Origin of the sequence: Vibrio sp. AIC-3 (assembly GCF_013114515.1) — a bacterium.
Classification (GTDB): Bacteria; Pseudomonadota; Gammaproteobacteria; order Enterobacterales; family Vibrionaceae; genus Vibrio; species Vibrio crassostreae_C.
The window spans coordinates 141087-164029 of sequence record NZ_VTXG01000004.1; the positions used below are offsets into that span (position 1 = coordinate 141087).

General features: G+C 44.8%; 22 protein-coding genes. 11 read left to right on the forward strand and 11 right to left on the reverse strand.

What is annotated here, in order from left to right:
- Positions 1–17 precede the first annotated feature (17 nt).
- The 5 genes from surA to F0229_RS04900 all read left to right on the forward strand — a co-directional run bounded on the left by surA (position 18) and on the right by F0229_RS04900 (position 4409).
- Entirely contained in the window at positions 18–1316 is a 1299-nt protein-coding gene (gene surA / locus F0229_RS04880) for a peptidylprolyl isomerase SurA (protein WP_171732374.1), read from the forward strand.
- A complete protein-coding gene (pdxA, locus tag F0229_RS04885; protein ID WP_102398245.1) occupies positions 1303–2295 on the forward strand; it encodes a 4-hydroxythreonine-4-phosphate dehydrogenase PdxA in 993 nt (330 codons plus the stop codon). The genes surA and pdxA overlap by 14 nt, the downstream gene beginning before the upstream one ends.
- Positions 2292–3107, forward strand: coding sequence for a 16S rRNA (adenine(1518)-N(6)/adenine(1519)-N(6))-dimethyltransferase RsmA (gene rsmA, locus F0229_RS04890; RefSeq protein WP_171732375.1), 816 nt, complete (start codon positions 2292–2294; stop codon positions 3105–3107). Before pdxA ends, rsmA begins: the two co-directional genes overlap by 4 nt.
- A gap of 88 nt (positions 3108–3195) precedes the next feature.
- A complete protein-coding gene (gene apaG / locus F0229_RS04895; protein WP_171732376.1) occupies positions 3196–3576 on the forward strand; it encodes a Co2+/Mg2+ efflux protein ApaG in 381 nt (126 codons plus the stop codon).
- Positions 3577–3605: 29 nt separating this feature from the next.
- On the forward strand, positions 3606–4409 hold the full coding sequence (locus F0229_RS04900) for a symmetrical bis(5'-nucleosyl)-tetraphosphatase (RefSeq protein ID WP_017062943.1): 804 nt from the start codon (positions 3606–3608) through the stop codon (positions 4407–4409).
- A gap of 74 nt (positions 4410–4483) precedes the next feature.
- Here F0229_RS04900 and folA read toward each other — a convergent pair whose 3' ends face one another.
- The 6 genes from folA to rplU form a co-directional block, all read right to left on the reverse strand.
- A complete protein-coding gene (gene folA, locus F0229_RS04905) occupies positions 4484–4963 on the reverse strand; it encodes a type 3 dihydrofolate reductase (protein WP_017062944.1) in 480 nt (159 codons plus the stop codon).
- A gap of 36 nt (positions 4964–4999) precedes the next feature.
- Entirely contained in the window at positions 5000–5473 is a 474-nt protein-coding gene (locus tag F0229_RS04910) for a threonine/serine exporter family protein (protein ID WP_017062945.1), read from the reverse strand.
- The gene (locus F0229_RS04915; RefSeq protein WP_171732377.1) at positions 5473–6240 is read right to left on the reverse strand and encodes a threonine/serine exporter ThrE family protein; all 768 of its coding nucleotides are present in this window, start codon (positions 6238–6240) and stop codon (positions 5473–5475) included. Before F0229_RS04915 ends, F0229_RS04910 begins: the two co-directional genes overlap by 1 nt.
- A 164-nt stretch (positions 6241–6404) precedes the next feature.
- On the reverse strand, positions 6405–7577 hold the full coding sequence (cgtA, locus tag F0229_RS04920; protein ID WP_171732378.1) for an Obg family GTPase CgtA: 1173 nt from the start codon (positions 7575–7577) through the stop codon (positions 6405–6407).
- 323 nt (positions 7578–7900) lie between these two features.
- The gene (rpmA, locus tag F0229_RS04925; RefSeq protein WP_004735905.1) at positions 7901–8158 is read right to left on the reverse strand and encodes a 50S ribosomal protein L27; all 258 of its coding nucleotides are present in this window, start codon (positions 8156–8158) and stop codon (positions 7901–7903) included.
- Between the two features lie 19 nt (positions 8159–8177).
- Positions 8178–8489 (reverse strand): 50S ribosomal protein L21, encoded by a 312-nt coding sequence (rplU, locus tag F0229_RS04930; protein ID WP_004740823.1) that lies wholly within the window; start codon positions 8487–8489, stop codon positions 8178–8180.
- Positions 8490–8757: 268 nt separating this feature from the next.
- On the opposite strand from rplU, the gene ispB reads away from it, so the two are divergent.
- The gene (gene ispB / locus F0229_RS04935) at positions 8758–9729 is read left to right on the forward strand and encodes an octaprenyl diphosphate synthase (RefSeq protein WP_017061376.1); all 972 of its coding nucleotides are present in this window, start codon (positions 8758–8760) and stop codon (positions 9727–9729) included.
- Positions 9730–9832: 103 nt separating this feature from the next.
- Here the strand turns inward: ispB and F0229_RS04940 are convergent, their stop codons facing one another.
- Positions 9833–10024, reverse strand: coding sequence for a hypothetical protein (locus tag F0229_RS04940; RefSeq protein WP_017061375.1), 192 nt, complete (start codon positions 10022–10024; stop codon positions 9833–9835).
- A gap of 124 nt (positions 10025–10148) precedes the next feature.
- A complete protein-coding gene (gene mdh / locus F0229_RS04945; protein WP_009847834.1) occupies positions 10149–11084 on the reverse strand; it encodes a malate dehydrogenase in 936 nt (311 codons plus the stop codon).
- A gap of 332 nt (positions 11085–11416) precedes the next feature.
- On the opposite strand from mdh, the gene argR reads away from it, so the two are divergent.
- The 4 genes from argR (at position 11417) to F0229_RS04965 (ending at position 16574) form a co-directional block, all read left to right on the forward strand.
- Positions 11417–11887 carry a transcriptional regulator ArgR gene (gene argR, locus F0229_RS04950; RefSeq protein WP_004740827.1) on the forward strand — a complete coding sequence of 157 codons (471 nt, stop codon included), beginning with the start codon at positions 11417–11419 and terminating at the stop codon, positions 11885–11887.
- 342 nt (positions 11888–12229) lie between these two features.
- The gene (locus F0229_RS04955; RefSeq protein WP_017061374.1) at positions 12230–13198 is read left to right on the forward strand and encodes a TAXI family TRAP transporter solute-binding subunit; all 969 of its coding nucleotides are present in this window, start codon (positions 12230–12232) and stop codon (positions 13196–13198) included.
- A 254-nt stretch (positions 13199–13452) separates the two neighbouring features.
- Positions 13453–16032, forward strand: coding sequence for a TRAP transporter permease (locus tag F0229_RS04960; RefSeq protein WP_171732379.1), 2580 nt, complete (start codon positions 13453–13455; stop codon positions 16030–16032).
- Positions 16033–16136: 104 nt separating this feature from the next.
- The gene (locus F0229_RS04965) at positions 16137–16574 is read left to right on the forward strand and encodes a universal stress protein (RefSeq protein ID WP_004740830.1); all 438 of its coding nucleotides are present in this window, start codon (positions 16137–16139) and stop codon (positions 16572–16574) included.
- A gap of 83 nt (positions 16575–16657) precedes the next feature.
- On the opposite strand, the gene F0229_RS04970 is transcribed toward F0229_RS04965, so the two are convergent.
- Together F0229_RS04970 and F0229_RS04975 are read right to left on the reverse strand one after the other, a co-directional pair.
- Positions 16658–17620 carry a D-2-hydroxyacid dehydrogenase gene (locus F0229_RS04970; protein WP_171732380.1) on the reverse strand — a complete coding sequence of 321 codons (963 nt, stop codon included), beginning with the start codon at positions 17618–17620 and terminating at the stop codon, positions 16658–16660.
- 36 nt (positions 17621–17656) lie between these two features.
- A complete protein-coding gene (locus F0229_RS04975; protein WP_108020404.1) occupies positions 17657–18391 on the reverse strand; it encodes a pseudouridine synthase in 735 nt (244 codons plus the stop codon).
- 158 nt (positions 18392–18549) lie between these two features.
- Between F0229_RS04975 and F0229_RS04980 the strand changes: the two genes are divergently transcribed.
- Positions 18550–19827, forward strand: a complete 1278-nt coding sequence (locus F0229_RS04980; RefSeq protein ID WP_171732381.1) for an NRAMP family divalent metal transporter — start codon at positions 18550–18552, stop codon at positions 19825–19827.
- A gap of 92 nt (positions 19828–19919) precedes the next feature.
- On the opposite strand, the gene rapA is transcribed toward F0229_RS04980, so the two are convergent.
- Positions 19920–22829, reverse strand: a complete 2910-nt coding sequence (rapA, locus tag F0229_RS04985) for an RNA polymerase-associated protein RapA (RefSeq protein ID WP_171732382.1) — start codon at positions 22827–22829, stop codon at positions 19920–19922.
- Positions 22830–22943 lie beyond the last annotated feature (114 nt).

Sequence of the window (22943 nt, forward strand, 5' to 3'; positions counted from 1 at the left end):
AATTTAAAGGATTACACATGACATTGTGGAAACGCACATTAATTGCTATCGCAGCGACTTGTACTTTATCAACAAGCTTTGCAGCGCCAGTCGAGCTAGACAGCGTAAAAGTTATCGTTAACGAAGGCGTTATCTTACAAAGCGACATCGATGCCTCGATAAAGACGCTGCGCGCAAACGCTAAGAAAAGCGGGCAAACATTGCCATCGCAAGATGTGCTCAATGAGCAAGTACTAGAAAAACTGATCATCGATACTATTCAAACTCAAGAAGCAGAACGTATCGGTGTTCGTATTGATGATGCTCGACTTGATCAAGCAATTGAAGGTATCGCTAAAGACAACAACCAAACGGTAGAACAACTTACCGCATCGGTTGCTGAAGAAGGCCTTAGCTACAATGCATTTCGAGAGCAAGTAAGAAAAGAAATTGCGGCAAGTGAGGCTCGCAATGCTCTAGTTCGCCGTCGTATTAACATCCTTCCTGCAGAGGTCGATAACCTAGCGGATATCTTAGCGCAAGAGACTAACGCAACCGTTCAATACAAGATTGGACACATTCAACTTCGCTTCAATGATGACCAAACCAAAGAAGAGCTAGAAGCCCAAGCTAAAGAACTTGTCGAAGAACTGAACTCAGGCAAAGATTTCAGCACCATGGCATATACTTACTCTAAGGGTCCTAAAGCGCTGCAAGGTGGTGATTGGGGTTGGATGCGTAAAGAAGAGATGCCAACCATTTTTGCTGACCAGATCAAAATGCAAAATAAAGGCAGCATCATCGGTCCTTTCCGTAGCGGTGTAGGTTTCCACATTCTAAAAATTGAAGATGTGAAAGGCTTAGAAACCGTAGCAGTAACGGAAGTGAATGCTCGTCATATCTTGATTAAGCCAACCGTAATCTTGAGTGACGATGGCGCGAAAGAACAACTTGAAAAGATCACGCGCCGCGTAAACGCAGGTGAAGCGAGCTTTGGCGACCTTGCACAGCAATACAGCCAAGATCCAGGTTCTGCAGTACAAGATGGTGAGCTAGGCTACCAAACACCAGATTTGTATGTACCAGAATTCAAACACCAAGTAGAAACGCTACCAGAAGGCAAAATCAGTGCGCCATTCAAAACCGTACACGGTTGGCACATTGTTGAAGTACTAGACCGTCGCGAAGTCGACCGTACCGATTCAGCTTTGAAAAACAAAGCTTACCAAATTCTATTTAACCGTAAATTCAACGAAGAAGCTGGTGCTTGGCTACAAGAAGTAAGAGCAAGTGCCTTTGTTGAGATGGTTGAGGACGACCAAGATGACAACAACTAAACGTATTGTCATAACCGCAGGTGAACCAGCAGGGATAGGCCCAGATTTAACTTTGGCTCTATCTCAAGAAAGTTGGCCTCATCAACTCGTGGTTTGTGCTGATAAAACACTGCTATCCGAGCGAGCTAAAATTCTTGGTATCGAAGTCGATCTTCTGGACTACGATGCAAATGCAGCTAAGCAACCGCAACGCGCTGGCACACTGGTAGTGAAACACGTTCCACTTGCTGAAACGGCAGTTGCAGGTCAACTCAATGAGGCTAATGGTCATTACGTATTAAATACTTTAGAAACCGCAGCAATTGGCTGTATGAATGATGAATTTGATGCTATTGTCACCGGCCCCGTTCACAAGGGTGTAATTAACCGAGCTGGCGTTGCTTTTAGCGGCCATACCGAGTTCTTTGCAGAGAAGTCCAATACACCACTGGTGGTGATGATGTTGGCAACTGAAGGGCTGCGTGTTGCGCTAGTAACAACGCACATCCCACTAGCTTATGTATCTCAAGCTGTGACCGAAGACAGATTAGAGCAAATTATTGCTATTCTAAATAAAGACTTGGTTGAAAAATTTGCTATTGAGAAACCAACTATCTATGTGTGTGGCTTGAATCCACATGCTGGTGAAGATGGTTGTTTAGGGCGTGAAGAGATTGAAACCATCACCCCGACGCTAGAAAAAATTCGCCAAGAAGATGGCATCAATTTAGTTGGCCCATTGCCAGCAGACACCATCTTTAATGAAAAATATTTGCAAGATGCAGATGCTGTTTTAGGTATGTATCACGACCAAGTACTCCCGGTATTGAAATACAAAGGGTTTGGTCGCTCAGTGAACATCACGCTTGGCTTACCGTTTATTCGCACATCAGTCGACCACGGTACCGCCTTAGACTTGGCAGGGAAAGGCCAAGCCGATACAGGGAGCTTTAGAACAGCGCTCACGCACGCCATTGAATTAGTAGAGAAAAAGCAATGAGAAATGATGTCCACTTAGGGCACAAAGCGCGTAAACGTTTTGGTCAAAACTTCCTTAACGATCCATACATTATTGATGGCATCGTATCGAGCATTAACCCACTACCAGGTCAAAACCTAGTAGAGATCGGCCCAGGCCTTGGCGCAATTACTGAGCCGGTAGGTAAGCTTGTCGATAAATTTACTGTTATCGAATTGGATAGAGACCTTGCAGAACGTCTTCGTAACCACCCGGACCTAGCAGATAAGCTGACGATCCACGAAGGTGATGCGATGAAGTTCGACTTCGAGCAACTTGTTAAACCAAACAATAAGCTTCGTATCTTTGGTAACTTGCCATACAACATCTCGACACCGCTGATGTTCCACCTTTTTGAATTCCATAAAGACATCCAAGACATGCACTTTATGCTACAAAAAGAAGTAGTGAACCGCTTAGCTGCAGGCCCTGGTAGCAAAGCATACGGTCGTCTGACGGTAATGGCTCAATACTACTGTAAAGTCACACCAGTACTGGAAGTACCACCAACGGCTTTCGTTCCGCCACCGAAGGTAGATTCTGCAGTTGTGCGTCTTCAGCCATATGAAGTGCTGCCTTACCCGGCTAAAGACCTAAAGTGGCTAGATCGTGTATGTCGTGAAGGCTTTAACCAACGTCGTAAAACCGTTCGTAATTGCTACAAGAGTTTGATTGATAAGGACGTATTGGAAGAGCTTGGCATCAACCCAAGCATGCGCCCTGAGAACCTAACACTCGAACAGTTTGTCGATATGGCAAACTGGTTGTACGACAGTCACAACGCTGACAAATAAATAAAAAAGGCTCCTACACTTCGGTTAGGAGCCTTTTTTATGTAATACTTTAATTACATTAAGTATATCAACAACAAAAGGTGCGAATATGGATATATCTACGCCTTGTATCAAATGCCAAGTTCACTCTAAGTACATAGAAGAACAATCTGAGCCAACGAAGAACCGTTATGTCTTCGCCTACATCATTACTATCAAAAACCTGAGTAAAAGTACGGTTCAACTCATATCACGTCGTTGGTTAATTACCGACTCTAACGGTAAGCAACTGACGATTGAAGGCGATGGCGTGGTTGGTCAGCAACCGATTATCGAGTCCAATGACGAATACACTTACACCAGTGGTACTGTTATCGAAACACCCGTGGGTGTCATGCAAGGTCACTATGTGATGACCGATAACAAGGGCATCGATTTTATTGCCGAAGTTGACCCATTCAGACTCGCAATCCCTAATATTCTTAATTAGCCGTACATCCGTATCTACAGGAAATTATTGTGTCGAATTACATTGTCGGAGACATCCAAGGGTGCTTCGACGAACTTCAAGGACTACTTGAAAAAATTAACTTTGATAAACACCAAGATACTTTATGGGTCGCCGGAGACTTAGTTGCTCGAGGCCCTAAATCATTGGAGACGTTACGCTTTATTCGTAACCTTGGTGACGCAGCTAAGGTTGTATTAGGCAACCACGACTTACATCTTCTGGCGGTGTCCTTAGGACTATTTCCAGCGAAACCAAAAGATAAGACTCAAGCGATTCTTGATGCTGAAGATCGTGAACTGCTAATCGAATGGTTAAGACAACAGCCTTTGCTTCAAGAACACCCAGAGTTCGTGATGTGCCATGCGGGTATCTCACCGCAGTGGAATCTAGAAAGAGCACGTGTTGAAAATCGAGAGATCGTATCCTTGTTAAAGTCCGATAAATGGCAATGGCTAATCGAAAACATGTACAGTAACGCGCCTGATTTATGGCATCAGGATTTACATGATATTGAGCGCTATCGCTATGCGATCAATAGCCTGACAAGAATGCGTTTCTGTTTTGAAGATGGCCGTCTCGACATGGCATGTAAGCTACCACCGAATGAGATTACCGATGAACCATTAGTGCCATGGTTTGACCTTCCGCAACGCATAAAGCTCGATAAAACCGTTGTTTTTGGACACTGGGCTGCGCTTGAAGGCTATAACGGAAAAGACGTAATTGGACTTGATACTGGATGCGTCTGGGGAGGTGAATTGACAATTCTTCGCTGGGAAGATAAACAGTTTTTCACTCAGAAAGCGCTATAAAGATACGAGAAACTTGCGCTACCTTGGTAGGGTAACGCAAGCATTTTTCAGAGACTAGCTATTGATAACCACAGTTAACGCTCGAGAATCACAAACTCCATGTTGTGTTTGTTTTTCTCGTCAGCTTGATAGCTCTCGTTAAAGCTCTGCTTCCAACCTTCACCCCAGTCAGGAAATTGTGTATCTCCATCGACGGCGAAATCGATGTAAGTCAGATACAACTTGTCCGCTTTAGGTAAGCAGCTCTCATAAATAGAGCCGCCACCAATGATCATCACCTCTTCAACATCACTGAGTAGCTCTAGAGCCTGTTCAATAGAAGTTACCGTCGTTACACCTTCAATCTTTAAACTCTCATCACGGCTGATTACGACATTCAACCGACCCGGCAAAGGGCGTCCAATAGAATCGTAGGTCTTACGTCCCATCACGACTGGTTTACCCATAGTCGAGCGTTTAAACCATGCAAAATCCGCAGGTAAATGCCAAGGCATCTGATTGTCTTTACCAATTATACGGTTGTTTGCCATTGCCGCTATCATGCTGATGATCATAAATCGAAAGTCCTGTCCCTAAAAAGAAAATTAACGCTAAACGATAGGTCTACGGCGATAGAATAACAGCCCTGGCACAGCTAAGCCAACCGCCAACCCTGCGATAATGAACATCGATTTTAAAAAGTTCTCCATCAACATTGCCAACAACTCAGGCGTGTAGCCTGCCCTGTTAATCTCCACCATCGCAATCATCGCCTTGAAGGCGAACACACCTGGCACCATAGGAATTAGAGCTGCAACCGTAAACACCTTCGGATGTGCTAACAGTTTATGTGACCAATGAACCCCTATCATACCAACCACGGTTGCGGCGAAGAACGTCGCCCATTCGATTGGAATACCAAAGTGCATCATCAGATACCGGCTACCATGACCGATAGAACCACCGAGTGCACAATAAATTAAAGCACGTTGCGGAACGTTAAACACCAATGCAAACCCAACCGCAGGAATAGCGGCGAAAAACATATCGTTGAGCAGACCTAAAAACAGTTCGAAAATACTCATTAGCTTGCCCACCCCCAAACATCTGATAGACTCATCGCCGCGACAATGCCCAAGCACGTCGCCAGAGTTAATAAGCTGGCCATGGTAAAGCGCGCTAACCCCATATTAATATGGCCTTTAAGCATATCAGCGACGGAGTTAATCAGAGGAAAACCAGGTACTAACATTAATACAGATGAAGCCATCACGATCGTGGGTTGGCCGCCAATATTGTAAAGTACGGCTTGAGCTGAAATGGTCGTGGTAACGAATGCTGTGATAGCAAAGTTTAATAGCGGATTGAAATGGCGGTGCCCAATCTCTTGCCTGACGATCATACCGCAAGCTGAAGCAATAAAAGTCATCATGAAGACTTGCCAGTCTCCGCCCGCAAGGTGGCTAAAAGAGGCGCACGACAACCCTATCATCACAACCACTAACCAACGGTTGTAGCGCTCGGGGCTGATGTTTTGAATCTTTTTATACGCCAAATCATAATCGAGAATTCCCTTCTCCATCATGATGCAAATGCGTTGAATGTCGGTGATAACCTGCATGTTAATGCCACGATCAGCACAACTTCGAGTAGTGGTAATACAGTGATCATCCATTACGGTAGTTACAACAAGCGCATTGGCTGACAGTGCGACTTCAACCTCATTCACCCCACAAGCAATACCGATGCGACGCATGATATCGCCGACCAGTGTGCTCTCTGCCCCGTGCGCCAATAACATTTGTCCTGATTGAGCGACGAGTCTTGAGATCGCTCTTTGCTTTGATGCCATGATTTCCTTCCCATAGGCGTTAATTATCTAAAGATAAATTTTGCATAAAAAACAGTAAGACGTCATGATTTAGATACAAAAAAACCGCAATTTTCATTGCGGTTTAATAAAACTATCAGTGTACTTGTAAGAAGCGACCGATGCGTTATGAGAAACTAAGAGGATTAGTCACGAACATAGATAACATGGCCGTCATCCTCTTCGTCATCCCAATCGTCCCAATCGTCGTCATCTTCAGTAACGACATTCTTACCGCTCATCGCATCTTTATGGTAGTCATCCCACATAAAGTCTACTTTTTCTTCTTCTTCAACTTCTACAACTTCGCGAGGTAGGTTTTCCATAAACTCACCAAGTTTGAAGCAAAGATCTTTGGTGCCGATTTTATTCACAGCAGAGATCTTGAAGTACTCGCCTTCCCAACCCAAAGCATCGATGATTTCTTGAATCTTTTCGTCTGCTTCGTCTTCTGGCATTAGGTCAACTTTGTTGAACACTAACCAACGAGGTTTCTGTGAAACTTTTTCACTGTATTGCTCAAGCTCATCGATGATCGTTAGTGCATTCTGAATAGGATCGGATTGATCGATCGGCATAATGTCGATCATATGCAGCAGAACACGACAACGCTCAAGGTGCTTAAGGAAGCGAATACCAAGGCCAGCGCCATCAGCAGCGCCTTCGATTAGACCTGGGATATCGGCAACAACGAAGCTCTTTTCAGGGACAACACTTACCACACCCAAGCTTGGGATCAAAGTAGTGAACGGGTAATCAGCCACTTTTGGTTTCGCAGCAGATACTGCACGAATAAAAGTAGATTTACCTGCGTTTGGTAGGCCAAGCATACCAACGTCAGCTAATAGAAGAAGCTCTAAACGCAGTTCACGAACTTCGCCTTTAGTACCCATTGTCTTTTGACGAGGAGCGCGGTTAACAGACGATTTAAAACGCGTGTTACCAAGACCGTGCCAACCACCTTTACCAACCATTACTTTCTTGCCGTGTTCAGCAACTTCAGCAACGATTTCGTTGGTGTGGATATCAACTGCACGCGTACCAACTGGTACTTTCAGCGTAATGTCTTTACCACGTTTACCAGTACAGTTACCGCCGCGACCATTCTCGCCACGCTCTGCATTGTAAAAACGTTGGAAACGGTAATCGATCAGTGTGTTTAAGTTCTCATCCGCTTGGATGTAAACATCACCGCCGTCACCACCGTCGCCGCCATCAGGACCACCTTTAGCGACGAATTTTTCGCGCCAAAAGCTAACTGTACCATTACCGCCATCACCGGCTTCTATTTTTACTACCGCTTCATCAACGAATTTCATTTTTTAACTCCGCACTTACGTTGCGTTACCACTCATCAAGGAGTGATATAAATTCTAGCAGATCCGTGTTTAGATCGATCACCTAAGATCTAGGCCGACCTGCAACCAAGGAACAAATAAGGAGAGGTTCTTTGCTTCTTATTTCTTAAAAACAAACGGCTTCTTAAAAACTAATCTGTTTATCAAAAAATAAAACGGCTTCTCAAAACCAAAACAAGAGCGTCTGCTTTTTTATTCTTGCTATAAATAAAAAACCCTGCCGAATCGGCAGGGCTTTTGAATTCAGCTTGAAAGCTAATAAAATAATCTAGTTAAAGATTAAATTACTCAGCTTCGATGCTTACAAACTTACGGTTTTTAGGACCTTTAACAGCAAATTTCACTTTACCTTCAGTAAGAGCGAAAAGAGTGTGGTCTTTACCGATGCCAACGTTTGTGCCAGCGTGGAACTTAGTACCACGTTGACGAACGATGATGTTACCTGCAAGAACAGATTCACCACCAAAACGCTTAACACCAAGACGTTTGCTTTCTGAATCGCGGCCGTTATTAGTAGAACCGCCAGCTTTTTTATGTGCCATTGTTAAACTCTCCTAATACTTAAGCGTTAATGCCAGTGATTTTCACTTCAGTGAACCACTGACGGTGACCAGCTTGCTTACGCGAGTGCTTACGACGACGGAACTTAACGATTTTTACTTTATCGCCACGACCGTGTTGTACTACTTCTGCAGTAACCTTGCCACCTTCAACAAGAGGTGCACCAACAGCGATTTCTTCGCCGTTAGCAACAAGAAGAACTTTATCAAATTCAACAGTTGCACCAGTTTCAACGTCTAATTTCTCTAAACGAAGTGTTTGACCTTCGCTTACTCGGTGTTGTTTGCCACCAGATTGGAAAACAGCGTACATATTTTACTCCGCTTTTTCCGCACAGCCTATGGTTGTTAATTGTACAACTCGGGTGTGCGCTAAACTAATCAATAGGGCGCAGATTCTACGGGAATCATGGCGCTATGACAAGCCATATTTTTAAAAAATTGGCGAAAACCTGTTCGCCAAAGAAAAGTGCGGCAATCATGCCCTTTAGCGATGTATTAATCAACGTTTTTTAGTGTATTATTCAACAATTAAATACAACGTATAAGCCTTACAGGGTCTAACTTCAGCCGGATGAACAATGGATTTTAAAGCTATCCAAACGCTTACTGCCAATGATATGGCAAAAGTGAATGAAACAATTCAAGCCCAACTTAATTCTGACGTAAGTTTAATCAACCAGCTTGGTTTTTATATCGTTAGCGGTGGTGGCAAACGCCTACGCCCTTTGCTTGCTCTTTTATCTGCTCGCGCACTTGGTTATCAAGGTGAAGCTCATATCACCTCTGCAGCCTTTATCGAGTTTATTCACACCGCAACCCTGCTTCACGACGATGTTGTCGATGAATCGGACATGAGACGCGGTAAAGCGACGGCCAATGCCGCTTTTGGTAATGCCGCTAGCGTTTTGGTGGGTGACTTTATCTACACACGCTCATTCCAAATGATGACAACGCTAGGATCTTTAAAGATCCTTGAGCTAATGAGTGAAGCGGTAAACGTGATTGCCGAGGGTGAAGTTCAACAATTAATGAACTGCAATAACCCAGACACCACAGAAGAAAGCTACATGCAGGTGATCTACTCTAAGACTGCTCGTTTGTTCGAAGCTGCGACCCAAATCGGTGCGATTCTTACTGAGTCATCACCAGAGATCGAAACAGCAATGCAGAACTATGGTAAATACCTAGGCACCGCTTTCCAACTGATTGACGATGTGATGGATTACACTGCAGATGGTAAAGAGATGGGTAAAAACGTTGGTGACGATCTAGCCGAAGGCAAACCAACACTGCCTCTACTTTACGCAATGCATAATGGCTCTCCTGAACAAGCAAGCATGATTCGTGAAGCGATTGAGAAAGCGAACGGCATGGAACGTCTTGACGATATTATGGCTGTAATGAAAGAGACAGGCTCTTTAGAGTACACAACAAATAAAGCCTACGAAGAGGCCGATAAAGCCATCGCTGAGCTTTCTGTACTTCCTGACTCAGAATATAAGCAAGCGCTAACCACGCTCGCACACTTAGCTGTTAAACGCAGTAAGTAAGCAGGTTAATAGACAACTCGCTTCTAGCTTCTATATAAATAACAAAAAGAGCCTCAGGGCTCTTTTTTTTGGTTTTCAACAAATATTTGTAGGTGAGCCAAATTCAATATCGACTGGCTTCTAATGATAACGGCAGTTGTGCTTCAATCTCTTCAAGCTCTTCCATTGGCACCGCGTACTGCTCATGCCCGTTGTAAGTCTCTACTAGCGCGTACTGCTCTTGCTCATCAATTACCAATACTTTTCCTAAGTGCCCCAAATATTCGACATTCATACCCTTCTGAACAGTAGCCATAACATTTACCTTCACATTAATTGTAAAGCTAAATACGAGTAGCTTGAACTTCAGGATCAAAAAAGCCGATCATAATGACCGGCCCTTATTAATTAGCTTAAGTCTGAGTTAAATAGCGTTTTGCTTATTTAGCGAATTCAACACCAATCTCGATGTCGCCATTTAGCGTTTCAAGCATGCTATCTAAAGCGTTACGTTCGAAGTCGCTCAGTTCACCGTAGCTAAGGATCGCTTCAGCGCCCTCTTTGCCTAGTTTAACTGGCTGTGCGAAGAATGGAGCGTGCTCGCCTTCACCTTCAACGTATGCACATTCAATCACGTTTTCTTCACCTTGAAGTGCTTTAACTAGTGCAAGACCGAAACGACAAGCCGCTTGACCCATAGACAGTGTCGCACTGCCGCCGCCAGCTTTAGCTTCTACTACTTCCGTACCTGCATTTTGGATGCGAGTCGTTAGCGCTGCAATTTCTTCATCAGTGAACTCTACGCCTTCAACTTGAGAAAGTAGAGGAAGAATCGTTACGCCTGAGTGACCACCGATAACAGGAACACGGATGTCGCCTGGATCTTTGTCTTTTAGTTCAGCAACGAACGTTTCAGAACGAATCACATCAAGAGTCGTAATACCGAATAGGCGACGCTTGTCGTAAACGCCCGCTTTCTTAAGTACTTCAGCAGCGATTGGCACTGTTGTGTTTACTGGGTTAGTAATGATACCAACACAAGCAGTAGGACAAGTAACTGCGATTTTCTCTGCAAGAGACTTAACAATGCCAGCGTTCACATTGAAAAGATCCGCACGATCCATACCAGGCTTACGAGCAACACCTGCTGAAATAAGTACAACATCCGCACCTTCTAGTGCTGGTGTTGGATCTTCACCCGCGTAACCTTTGATCGAAACAGGCGTTGGGATATGGCTAAGATCGGCAGCAACACCCGGTGTTACCGGAGCGATGTCGTAAAGTGCAAGATCTGAACCAGCAGGTAGGCGGTTCTTAAGTAGTAGGGCTAGGGCTTGACCGATGCCACCAGCGGCACCAATAACAGCTACTTTCATTGTTATTCTCCTTGAGAGCTTTCTCTTATAGATTCTTTGTAGGGTAATTCTTGAGCTAAATCTAAGTTAAAAAACTATATTAATCACAAAGTGATTACAATCAATTAACGCTAGCTTTGCGACTTCGCGCAAGTCAATAAAACCGTGCTACACAGCAAGTTCGCATTATGGCGATAATCGACTGAAATAACAAAATAAGTCGTCGCAAATAACACATTATTCCATTAAATATTTACAGTGATATGACTAACAAATTACAGGGATGTTTTGGCTAAAATTGAATATGTATGCGAGAATATGCAAACATCTTTGTTAATGAATAAGAATGACATATGCGCAATACAGAAAAGCAAGACAACTTAGTTCGTGCATTTAAAGCCTTACTAAAAGAAGAACGTTTTGGCTCACAAGGCGAAATTGTGGATGCCCTAAAACACGAAGGTTTTGAAAGCATCAACCAGTCTAAAGTCTCGCGTATGTTAACCAAGTTTGGTGCCGTTCGAACTCGTAACGCAAAAATGGAGATGGTTTACTGTCTTCCTGCTGAGCTTGGTGTTCCGACCGTTTCTAGCTCTCTAAGAGAATTAGTACTAGATATTGACCACAACAATGCATTGGTGGTGATACACACAGGTCCTGGTGCGGCTCAGCTGATTGCGCGTTTATTAGACTCACTAGGTAAGTCGGAAGGCATACTGGGCGTAGTCGCAGGTGATGATACTATCTTCATTACCCCAACGTTATCGGTTACCACTAAGCAACTGTTTGATTCAGTGTGCGAACTGTTTGAATACGCAGGATAATTGATCTCTGTTTCATAATTATCAACCTTACTGTTGGATCACGAGTATCTATTTGCTTCGTGATCCAAATCACATCCTAGAATATCCATACCTCCCTTCCAAAATCACACTAAACCATTGATTTTAAAAAACTCAGTAGCAAATCAAACACGAGATCCAGACATCATTTGTTAGATTTTTCAGCTATATCTTTTAACATTCGAGTAATTTTCTGCCAATTTTTGATATTATTCAGCCACTTTTTCATCACATGGATTGAAAAAGGTGCCGTTTCCAAATAGGAAACTCCTGAAGCAACTACACTTGTTTCAGGGTTAATAATGAATAAAGGAAGGGAAATTCATGGCATTTACCAAACTTATTAAAGTTGGTGCTATTGCAGCTGCTGTAATGGGCGCTGGCGCTGTTAACGCTCAAGAGTTCATCACGATTGGTACTGGTTCAGTGACGGGTGTTTACTACCCAACTGGTGGTGCGATTTGTAAACTAGTGAACAAGGGCCGCAAAGACCACAACATTCGTTGTTCTGTAGAATCTACTGGTGGTTCAATCTACAACGTTAACACCATCCGTGCTGGTGAACTAGATTTCGGTGTTGTTCAATCGGACTGGCAATACCACGGCTACAACGGTACAAGTAAGTTCAAAGATCAGGGCGAATACAAGAAACTTCGCGCTATGTTCTCGCTACATACAGAACCGTTCAACATCATCGCTCGTACTGATGCTGGCATCAACAATGTGTCTGACCTAGCAGGTAAGCGTGTAAACATTGGTAACCCAGGTTCTGGTGACCGTGCAACTATGGGTGTTGTAATGGACGCTATGGGCTGGACTAACGACAGCTTCAAGCTTGCTTCTGAACTTAAAGGTTCTGAGCGTTCACAAGCACTTTGTGATAACAAGATTGATGCATTCATCTACATGGTTGGTCACCCGAACGGATCAATCAAAGAAGCAACAACGTCTTGTGATGCAAAACTGGTTTCAGCAACAGGTCCACAGATCGACAAGATCGTAGCTGAAAACCCATACTACGCTTACAGCACAGTTCCTGCTGGTATGTACCGCGGTACTGACGCTGACGTAAACAGCTTCGGTGTTGCAGCTACTATGGTAACAACTTCAGACGTTTCTGAAGAAGTTGCATACAACGTTGCTAAGGCAGTATTTGAAAACTTTGACACTTTCAAACGCCTACACCCAGCATTTGCTAACCTGAAAAAAGAAGACATGGTTAAAGCGGGTATCTCTATCCCTCTTCACCCAGGCGCAGCAAAATACTACAAAGAAGTGGGCCTTCTAAAGTAACTCTACTTTAAGCCTACTACACCAATAAGGAGGCTAGCCCTCCTTATTGGCTTTTCACGTTTTATAAAAATAATTTAAGTGAAAAGAACAGCCCTTTAAGTTTCTCCAATTTGGCGGACTTACCTTCGTATCAAGCCTAAGACAAAGACGAGCAAAAAACGCATTTCCCTATCCATTCACTACACTAGATAGGAAAGAAATAACGTCTCGTTGTTCGTAAGAAAGGCAGACCATCAATAATAAGGATAAAGTACATGACGCAGACAACATCACCGTCTCCAGATGTGCAAGAAATGGTGGCACAATCAGACACTGGTGCGCGTAGCCCTCGCGGTATCCAAGGCCGTATTTTATGGTTTGTGCCTCTATGTTGGTCACTGTTCCAACTTTGGTATGCATCTCCGCTGCCGTTCATTTTTAACTTCGGAATTTTAAACGACACTGAAGCTCGAGCAATTCACCTTACCTTTGCTATTTTCCTAGCATTTACCGCTTATCCAGCAATGAAGAACTCGCCGCGGGACTATATCCCGGCAGTCGACTGGGTATTAGCGCTTGTAGGTAGTTTTTCAGCTTCTTATATCTATATTTTCTACACTGAACTTGCCGGTCGTTCTGGTGCTCCCACAACATTTGATATTGTTGCAGCGGTGTTCGGTATGGTTCTACTGCTTGAAGCAACACGACGCGCTTTAGGTCCACCTCTTATGGTTGTGGCGGCAGTATTCCTACTTTACACCTTTGGTGGCCCTCACATGCCAGACGTTATTGCCCACAAAGGTGCGAGCCTGAACAAGGCAATGTCGCACCTGTGGCTAACAACTGAGGGGGTATTCGGTGTAGCGCTTGGCGTATCAACGTCATTCGTATTCTTGTTTGTACTGTTTGGTGCAATGCTAGAGCGCGCGGGTGCTGGTGCTTACTTCATCAAGGTTGCATTCTCTCTGCTTGGTCACATGAAAGGCGGCCCAGCGAAAGCAGCCGTTGTGGCGTCTGGTTTATCTGGTCTGGTATCAGGTTCTTCGATTGCAAACGTTGTTACCACAGGTACCTTTACTATCCCGCTAATGAAGCGTGTTGGTTTCCCGGGCACAAAAGCAGGTGCAGTAGAAGTAGCAGCTTCAACCAACGGTCAGCTTACACCACCTATCATGGGTGCTGCGGCATTCTTGATGGTTGAGTATGTGGGCATCTCGTATGTAGAAGTAATCAAGGCGGCGCTATTGCCAGCTCTGATCTCTTATATCGCTTTGATTTACATTGTTCACCTAGAAGCATGTAAAGCGGGTATGACTGGCCTACCTCGTCGTCACACGCCAACCATCGTACAAAGCCTACTGTCTTTCACCGGTACCATTTTAGGTCTATGTGTTATCAGTGCCGCGGTTTACTACGGTGTGGGTTGGACGAAAGATGTATTTGGCGAAGCAGCAACACCAATCGTTACTGTGGCGCTATTAATCGCTTATGTTGCTCTGGTTCGCGTATCAGCAAAATACGCAGCTGAAGGCGGCATGGAGATCGATGCGGATCTAAAGGAAGTTCCAGATCCAGGCCCAACGATTAAATCAGGTTTACACTTCCTACTGCCTATCGTAGTGCTAGTTTGGTGTCTGACGGTTGAACGTTTCTCACCTGGTTTATCTGCCTTCTGGGCCACAGTGTTCATGATCTTCATCTTGATCACCCAGCGTCCTTTGATGACTCTGATGAACAAATCAGACGATCTTGCAGAGCAAACCAAAGCTGGTTTCGTTGACCTAGCAGAGAGCTTAGTTTCAGGCGCGCGTAACATGATCGGTATCGGTGTCGCGACAGCGGCTGCTGGGACTGTTGTAGGTGTGGTGACGCTAACGGGTATCGGTCTAGTAATGACGGACTTCGTTGAGTTTATCTCAGGCGGTAGCATCATTCTTATGTTGCTATTCACTGCAGTAATCAGCTTGATCTTAGGTATGGGCTTACCAACCACAGCAAACTACATCGTTGTATCAACGCTGATGGCGCCGGTAATCGTTACTCTGGGCGCTGCGCACGGTCTTATTATCCCACTGATTGCGGTGCACTTATTCGTGTTCTACTTCGGTATTCTTGCGGATGATACACCTCCGGTAGGTCTCGCGGCGTTTGCAGCAGCGGCAATTGCGAAATCAGATCCGATTCGTACTGGTATCCAAGGCTTCACCTATGATATCCGTACCGCAATTCTACCTTTCATGTTCATCTTCAATACTCAACTACTACTGATGGGCATTGATTCTTGGTGGCACTTAGCACTGACTATCTTCTCATCTGTGACTGCGGTACTTATCTTCGCAGCTGCAACACAAGGTTGGTGGTTCACGAAGAACAAGTGGTGGGAAACGGTGCTGCTTATTGCATTAACCTTCACTTTCTTCCGCCCTGGCTTCTGGTGGGACATGATTTACCCAGAGAAAGTTCTTTCACCTGGAGTTGAGATTGCTCAAATCACGGAAAAGCTGGATGTGGGACAATCACTTGAACTTAGAGTGGGTGGCGAAAACTTAGAAGGTGACTATTCTGAAAAGACAGTTCGCCTGCCGTTTGAAGATTCTGCGACCTCAAGTGAAGATCGTATTGCCTCTATGGGTCTAATGCTGACTGAATCAGAAGGCAAGATGATTGTTGATATGGTTGAGTTCGGTAGCCCAGCAGAAGCGGCTGGTATTGATTTCGATTGGGAAATCAAATCCGTTATCCAAGATGCAGATCGACCAATGAAAGAGTGGGTATTCTTACCAGCTCTGATCATTTTGATTGGTTTAGCGATGAACCAAAGAAGACGTGCTCGTAAGGATGAGATTAGCGCGTAATGGATAAGGCTGAGTAGTGCTTAGCGCTATTTGGCTTTATTACATGGAAAGGATAATTACAGTGCTAAGTGAAAGCTTAGCGCTGATTAAAAAGAGACGAATACATGTATAAACAAATCCTTGTTCCTGTTGATCTTAATGACAAAGGCTTTTCTGATAAGGCAGTCGAACTGGCGGTATGGCACGCAAAACACAGCAATGCTGAAATCCACATTCTGAACGTACTACCAGGCATTCACATGTCGATGGTGGCGTCTTACTTCCCGAAAGATGCAGCGAACCAAATGAAGCTTGATGTTAAAAATCAGCTGAAAGAGTTTGCCGACAAACACATCGACGATGAAGTGGTTTACAAAGTTCATGTTGCTGAGGGTAAAACCTACGCGACGATTCTTGATTACGCAGAAAAGCTTGGCGCCGACCTTATCGTGATGCCTAGCCATAAGCGTTCAAAAATCGACAAAGTGGTACTTGGCTCGGTTGCAAGCAAAGTAGTACAGAACTCACCAATCAATGTATTGGTGGTTAAACCGCAAGGTTAAGTCATTTAATCGACACACAATCTAAAAAGGTTGGCCTACAGGCCAACCTTTTTTGTTTTAATTCATGCTACATAGCTTTAGAGTCAATTCACTATGTTTTGCGGGCTACCCGCAATAAAGCCTTCAATATTATCCATTAAGATATCAGACAGTTTTTGAATCGAGCTGTCGCTGCCCCACGCCACATGTGGAGTGAGTAATAAGTTCGGTAAGTGGCTATTAGCCAATAGTGGATTTGAGTTGTCGGCTGGCTCTTGTATAAACACATCCATACCTGCGCCTGCAATCTCATGTTTTTTCAAAGCCTCAACTAGGGCTTGTTCATCTACTAGACCTCCGCGCCCGGCATTAATTAATACCGCGCTCGATTTCATCATTGTGAGTTCTCGCTCTGAAATCAGATTTTGGGTCGCGTCAGTCAATGGGCAATGTAGACTGATCGCATCCGCTTGCTTCAATACCGTATCAAAAGGTAGATACCCTTCTCGACAAGACTCTGCTCCTTTTCGCTCGGCAAACATCACCTTCATACCAATCGCTTTGGCTAACATTGCGGTGGCTTGACCTAAGCTGCCACTCCCCATCAACCCCAGTGTGCTGCCAGCCACATCTTGAATCGGATGAGTAAAGAAGCAGAACTGCTTGTCCTTTTGCCACTCACCTGCCTCAATGTCTTTGTGATAACCAACAAGGTTTCGTTTAAGTGCAAACAGCATTGCGATGACATGTTCAGGAACCGATTGAGTCGCATAACCTTGTACGTTTGTCACTGCAATGTTTTTAGATTTGCAGTATTCCACATCGACATTATTGACACCGGTCGCTGAAACCGCGATCAACTTGAGTTTTTTCGCACCAGCGAGATTCGACTCATTGAGCACTACCTTGTTAGTGATCACCACATCAGCTTCTTCAACTCGCTCTGATACTTGCTCAGGAGCTGTGAAATCATACTCTACCCATTCATGCTCAAAGCTCAGAGGCTTTAAATGAATTTGAGATGGGATAGTCGCTCTATCGAGAAACACAACATTCAGCGTTGGCATTCTTCTTCCTTGGTTAGATCTATGAATCAGTCCATTCTAAGCTTTTAGCTTTCTGTAGTCTGGAAGCTCTGGCGCAATTTCAAAGTGCTGTTCAATTTGTGGTGACGCTTGAGGGTAAAATTCACAAGGAACAAAGGCTTTGAACAGTTGGTTGTTCTCCGGATGATAGAAGCTCAGTTCACACGCATGTAAAGCTAATCTATCGCTATACTCAAAAGCTTCAGGCGTTGCATAAAACTCGTCGCCAACAATTGGGTTCCCTATTTCCATACAATGCACACGCAACTGATGAGAGCGACCGGTAATCGGCAGTAACTTCAACAAAGTGGTTTGAGTCTCTTCTTGCTCTACCACATAACGAGTCTTTGATGGCTTGCCATCATCAAAACACACTTTCTGCCTAGGGCGATTCGGCCAATCACAGATGAGTGGCAGATCAATAAGCCCTTCTTTTTCTTCTACTGCCCCCCACACTCGTGCGTAATAGAGCTTATGTGTCAGTCGATATTGGAACTGCTTCTTCAAATGCCGCTCAGCCTGCTTATGTTTAGCTAACAACATCAAGCCTGATGTCGACATATCCAACCGATGCACAACCTGAATCTCCGGAAAATCCACAACCAACCGACTCCACATACTGTCGTAGTGCTCTGGCAGTCTCCCCGGTACCGAAAGTAGGCCTGCTGGCTTGTTAACCACAAGAATATCATCATCTTGATAGACAATATCAGTCCACGGTTCACGTGGTGGTGTGTACTGTTCTAACGCCATTAGAGCCTCTTAATTGCTAGTGAATAAATAATTTACGGTTGATTCGTTTATAAATAAATACAACTTTCAACATTTTCGTACATAAAAGTTGACGACTTTACAAAACATGGTATTGATAGGGTAACGGATAATAAGAAGTCAACATCAAAGGAAAAACGATGGACAGTACGGTTAAAACCACCAACACAAAAACACCAACCTCAGCTCCCCTATCAAGTTTAATTAAGTCTCTTGGCCCAGGCGTTATGATGGCCGCAGCGGCTGTAGGTGGTTCTCACTTAGTCGCCTCAACCAAGGCGGGTGCGATTTATGGTTGGCAGCTTGCCGCTCTCATTATCCTCGTTAACGTATTTAAATATCCATTCTTCAGAGCCGGCATCCAATACACGCTAGGAACGGGTCAAAGCTTGGTGGAAGGTTACTCTAACCTAGGCCGCCCATACCTTGTGATCTTTTCGATCTTGAGTGCCATATCTGCGGTCGTGAATACCGCTGCCCTGCTATTATTCAGTGCAAGCCTACTCAGTTACTTTGTTCCTTTCGATTTAGCCACTAGCACCTTGTGCATGATCGTTTTAGCGACCTGTTTGATCATTCTGTTTGCTGGCCATTATCGTGCTCTAGATACACTATCTAAAGCGATCATGGCGATCTTAACCATCACAACCTTAGCTGCAGTCGCCATTGCTATCGGCTCTCCAGTCGAACCTGATACTGCTTTTGTTCCACCGTCGCCTTGGTCATTGGCTGCTATTGGTTTTATCGTGGTGACCATGGGTTGGATGCCTGCGCCTATCGAAATATCAAGCATCACCTCTATGTGGCTAAAAAGCCAAAAAGAGAAGCAGGAAGTAACCGCACAATCAGCGCTGTTCGACTTTAACGTTGGCTACATTGGTACGGCGCTGCTTGCTTTAGTATTCGTTGCGTTAGGCGCGCTAGTACTTCACGGTTCGGGAGTTGAACTGTCTCGCTCCGGTGTTGGCTTTACTCATCAATTGGTCGGCATCTACGCTTCGACAATTGGTGAATGGTCTCGCCCGTTAATCGCTCTTATCGCTTTCTTCTGTATCTTTGGTAGCACCATTACCGTTATCGATGGCTACTCACGCGTGCTTGCTGAATCACAACGTCTATTATTCAAAAAAGATTCAAGCCCAAGAATGCTGCAAGGCTGGATAATCATTGTCTCTATCGCGGCACTCGCGATTGTGATGTTCTTTAGCGCAGCACTGATGCCTATGCTCGATTTCGCAATGGTACTCGCGTTTGCAACAACGCCATTCTTCGCTCTGCTTAATTTCATCTTGGTCAACAAAGCTAAGCTTCCAGAAGCGCTAGCCATTGGCAGCAAACTAAAATGGTTGTCTGTAGCAGGTCTTGTTTACCTATTTGGTTTCCTAGCGGTATTTGTTTGGTGGAAGTGGTTAATGTAACCAGCTACTTGAATTGTTAATTAAGCTACAGATACAAATAAGGCCTTCATAATGAAGGCCTTATTTCGTTGAAGCATTTCGCTAATTCAAAACTAGTTGTGAGAAACCACAATCAAGCGTAATGAATCTAGCTGAACCTGAGCTTTGCTGATGTAACCGGTCAGTTCATTGATTTGAGCTTCGATTACCTCTAGCTCTTCATCACGAATATTAGGATTCACGGCTTTAAGCGCTTGTAGACGCTCTAATTCACCGTTCAGGTTAGTCTGCATATCTCGTTGAGCTTGTTCACGCACTTCTTCCACTTTAGGAAGTACGTGCGTCTCACCCGCTTCGATTAGCTTGTGAATTTCACCTTGTACCGAGTTAACTAGCTTGCTCGCTAAGTGACGGTTTACAGGGCTTAATTGACGGTTAAAGTTGTCGAACTCAACCTGAGCTGATAAGTCATTACCACGGCCATCCATCATCAAACGAATTGGCGTCTTAGGCAAGAACTGGCTGATACCGCTGCGTTTCGGCGCTTGCGCATCCACAAGGTAAACCAGCTCAAGCAGGATAGTACCCACTGGCAGCGCTTTGTTTTTCAGTAGTGATACCGCTGATGCACCAACACCTTCACTCAGTAGCAGATCGATACCGCCCTGAATCATTGGGTGTTCCCAGCTAATGAAGTTCATGTCTTCACGAGAAAGCGCAGTATCACGATCAAACGTGATGGTTGCGCCTTCGTATGGTAAGCCTGGGTAGCTTGGCACCATCATGTGCTCAGACGGCGTTACAACCAGAGCATTCTCACCCTTGTCGTCTTGGTTCAAGCCAATCGTATCGAACAGGCTTAGTGCAAACGTTACTAGGTTAGTGTCGCCGTCAGTCGAGGCAATCTTCTCTGCAATTTCATGCGCTTTGTCGCCGCCGTTTGAGTGCATTTCTAATAGGCGATCACGGCCTTTTTCTAGATCTGATTTCAGGCTTTGATTTAGCTTGGCAGACTCTTCAATCACTTCATCAAGTTGCTCAGTGTTACCAGAAGCCAGCATCTCGATAAGAACATCTGAGTACTTATCGTAAACCGTGCGACCCGTTGGACAAGTTTCCGCAAATGCATTCAGACCTTCATCGAACCAACGCGCAAGGATCGCCTGTGATGTGCCTTTTAGGTAAGGAACATGAATGTCGATATCACGCAGCTGACCGATACGGTCCAAACGGCCAATACGTTGCTCAAGCAAGTCTGGGTTGAATGGAAGATCGAACATCACAAGTTGGTTAGCGAACTGGAAGTTACGACCTTCAGAGCCGATTTCACTACAGATAAGAACCTGAGCGCCGCCCTCTTCTTGAGCAAAGTAAGCCGCAGCTTTATCACGCTCTAGAATCGACATGCCTTCGTGAAATACGGTTGCACGCACACCTTCACGCTCACGCAGTGCTTGCTCTAATTGAAGAGCCGTACTTGCACGAGAGGCGATCACTAGGATTTTCTCGCTGCGCTTGTCTTGGATCTTTTCAATCAACCAGTTAACGCGTGAGTCGAACTGCCACCAGCTTGAATCTTCACCTTCAAACTCTTGGAAGATCTCTTCTGGATACAGCATCTTCATTGCACGAGCTTCGGGAGCCATTTTGCCACCGATCATGCCAGATACACGCATTGAGGTTGTGTACTGCGTTGGAATCTCCATCGGCAGTAGGTTTACATTACGCTTAGGGAAGCCTTTGATTGCAGCACGTGTGTTTCTGAAAAGAACACGGCCAGTACCATGGCGATCCATAAGGTTATCAATCAATTCTTGGCGAGCTAACGCTTGCTCTTCTTCGCTGCTATCACCTTCGATAACGCGGAATAGAGGCTCAACATCTTGCTCAGAAAGCAGTTCCGTAATCTGGTTCTTCGCGCTGTTTTCAAGCTTCACTCCAGAGAACAATGCCGTTACTGCATCAGCAACCGGTGCGTATTGGTCTTCTTCTTCAACGAATGCTTCGTAATCGTAGAAGCGATCAGGATCAAGCAGACGCAGACGTGCAAAGTGACTCTCACGACCTAGTTGTTCAGGCGTTGCTGTTAGTAGTAGCACACCAGACGTATTTTCCGCTAAGCCTTCAACCACTTGGTATTCGCGGCTTGGTTTGTCTTGGCTCCACTCAAGGTGGTGCGCTTCATCGACAACCAACAAGTCCCACTCGCCTTCAAGTGCTTGCTCGTAGCGCTTACGGCTCTTACGTAGGAAGTCCAAAGAACACAGAACGTACTGCTGGGTATCAAACGGGTTGTCTGATTCAGCAAACGCTTCAATACAACGCTCCTCATCGAAGATAGAAAAATGCAGGTTGAAACGGCGCATCATCTCTACTAACCATTGGTGTTGTAGAGTTTCAGGAACCACAATCAGAATGCGTTCAGCACGGCCAGACAGCACCTGTTGGTGGATGATCATGCCCGCTTCGATGGTTTTACCTAGGCCCACTTCATCAGCCAGTAAAACGCGCGGAGCGTGACGACGACCCACTTCATGAGCGATGTATAGCTGATGAGGGATCAAGCCAGCACGCATACCACACAAGCCACGCATCGGGCTCTTGTGTTGTTGGTACTGGTTGCTTAGCGCACGGTAACGCAACACAAAGTTATCCATACGGTCGATTTGACCTGCGTATAGCTTATCTTGTGGCTTGTTAAAGCGGATCTGGTTGCTTAAGAAGATTTCACGCAGAGTGACTTCTGTTTCTTGGGTATCTTCGCGAGTACCTAAGTAGGTTAGCAGCCCTTTGTCTTCGATAACTTCTTCGACAGACAGAGACCAACCTTCTTGGCATTCGATGACATCGCCTACATTAAACGTTACTCGGGTTACGGGAGCATCAGTACGTGCATAAACACGGTTTTCTTCTGACGCTGCAAACATTAGTGTCACTGTGCGAGCATCCATTGCTACAACGGTACCTAAACCTAAATCGCTCTCCGTATCGCTTATCCAGCGTTGCCCCAAAGCAAATGTCATGAATCGACTACCTCAATCTTATAGTTGGAATTTGGTCTTCTTAACTGCAGTTTTAAACAAGAACATTATCGCTCCTGAACTAAAAATATAGCCAAAAATGTCTAGTTTGCAGCC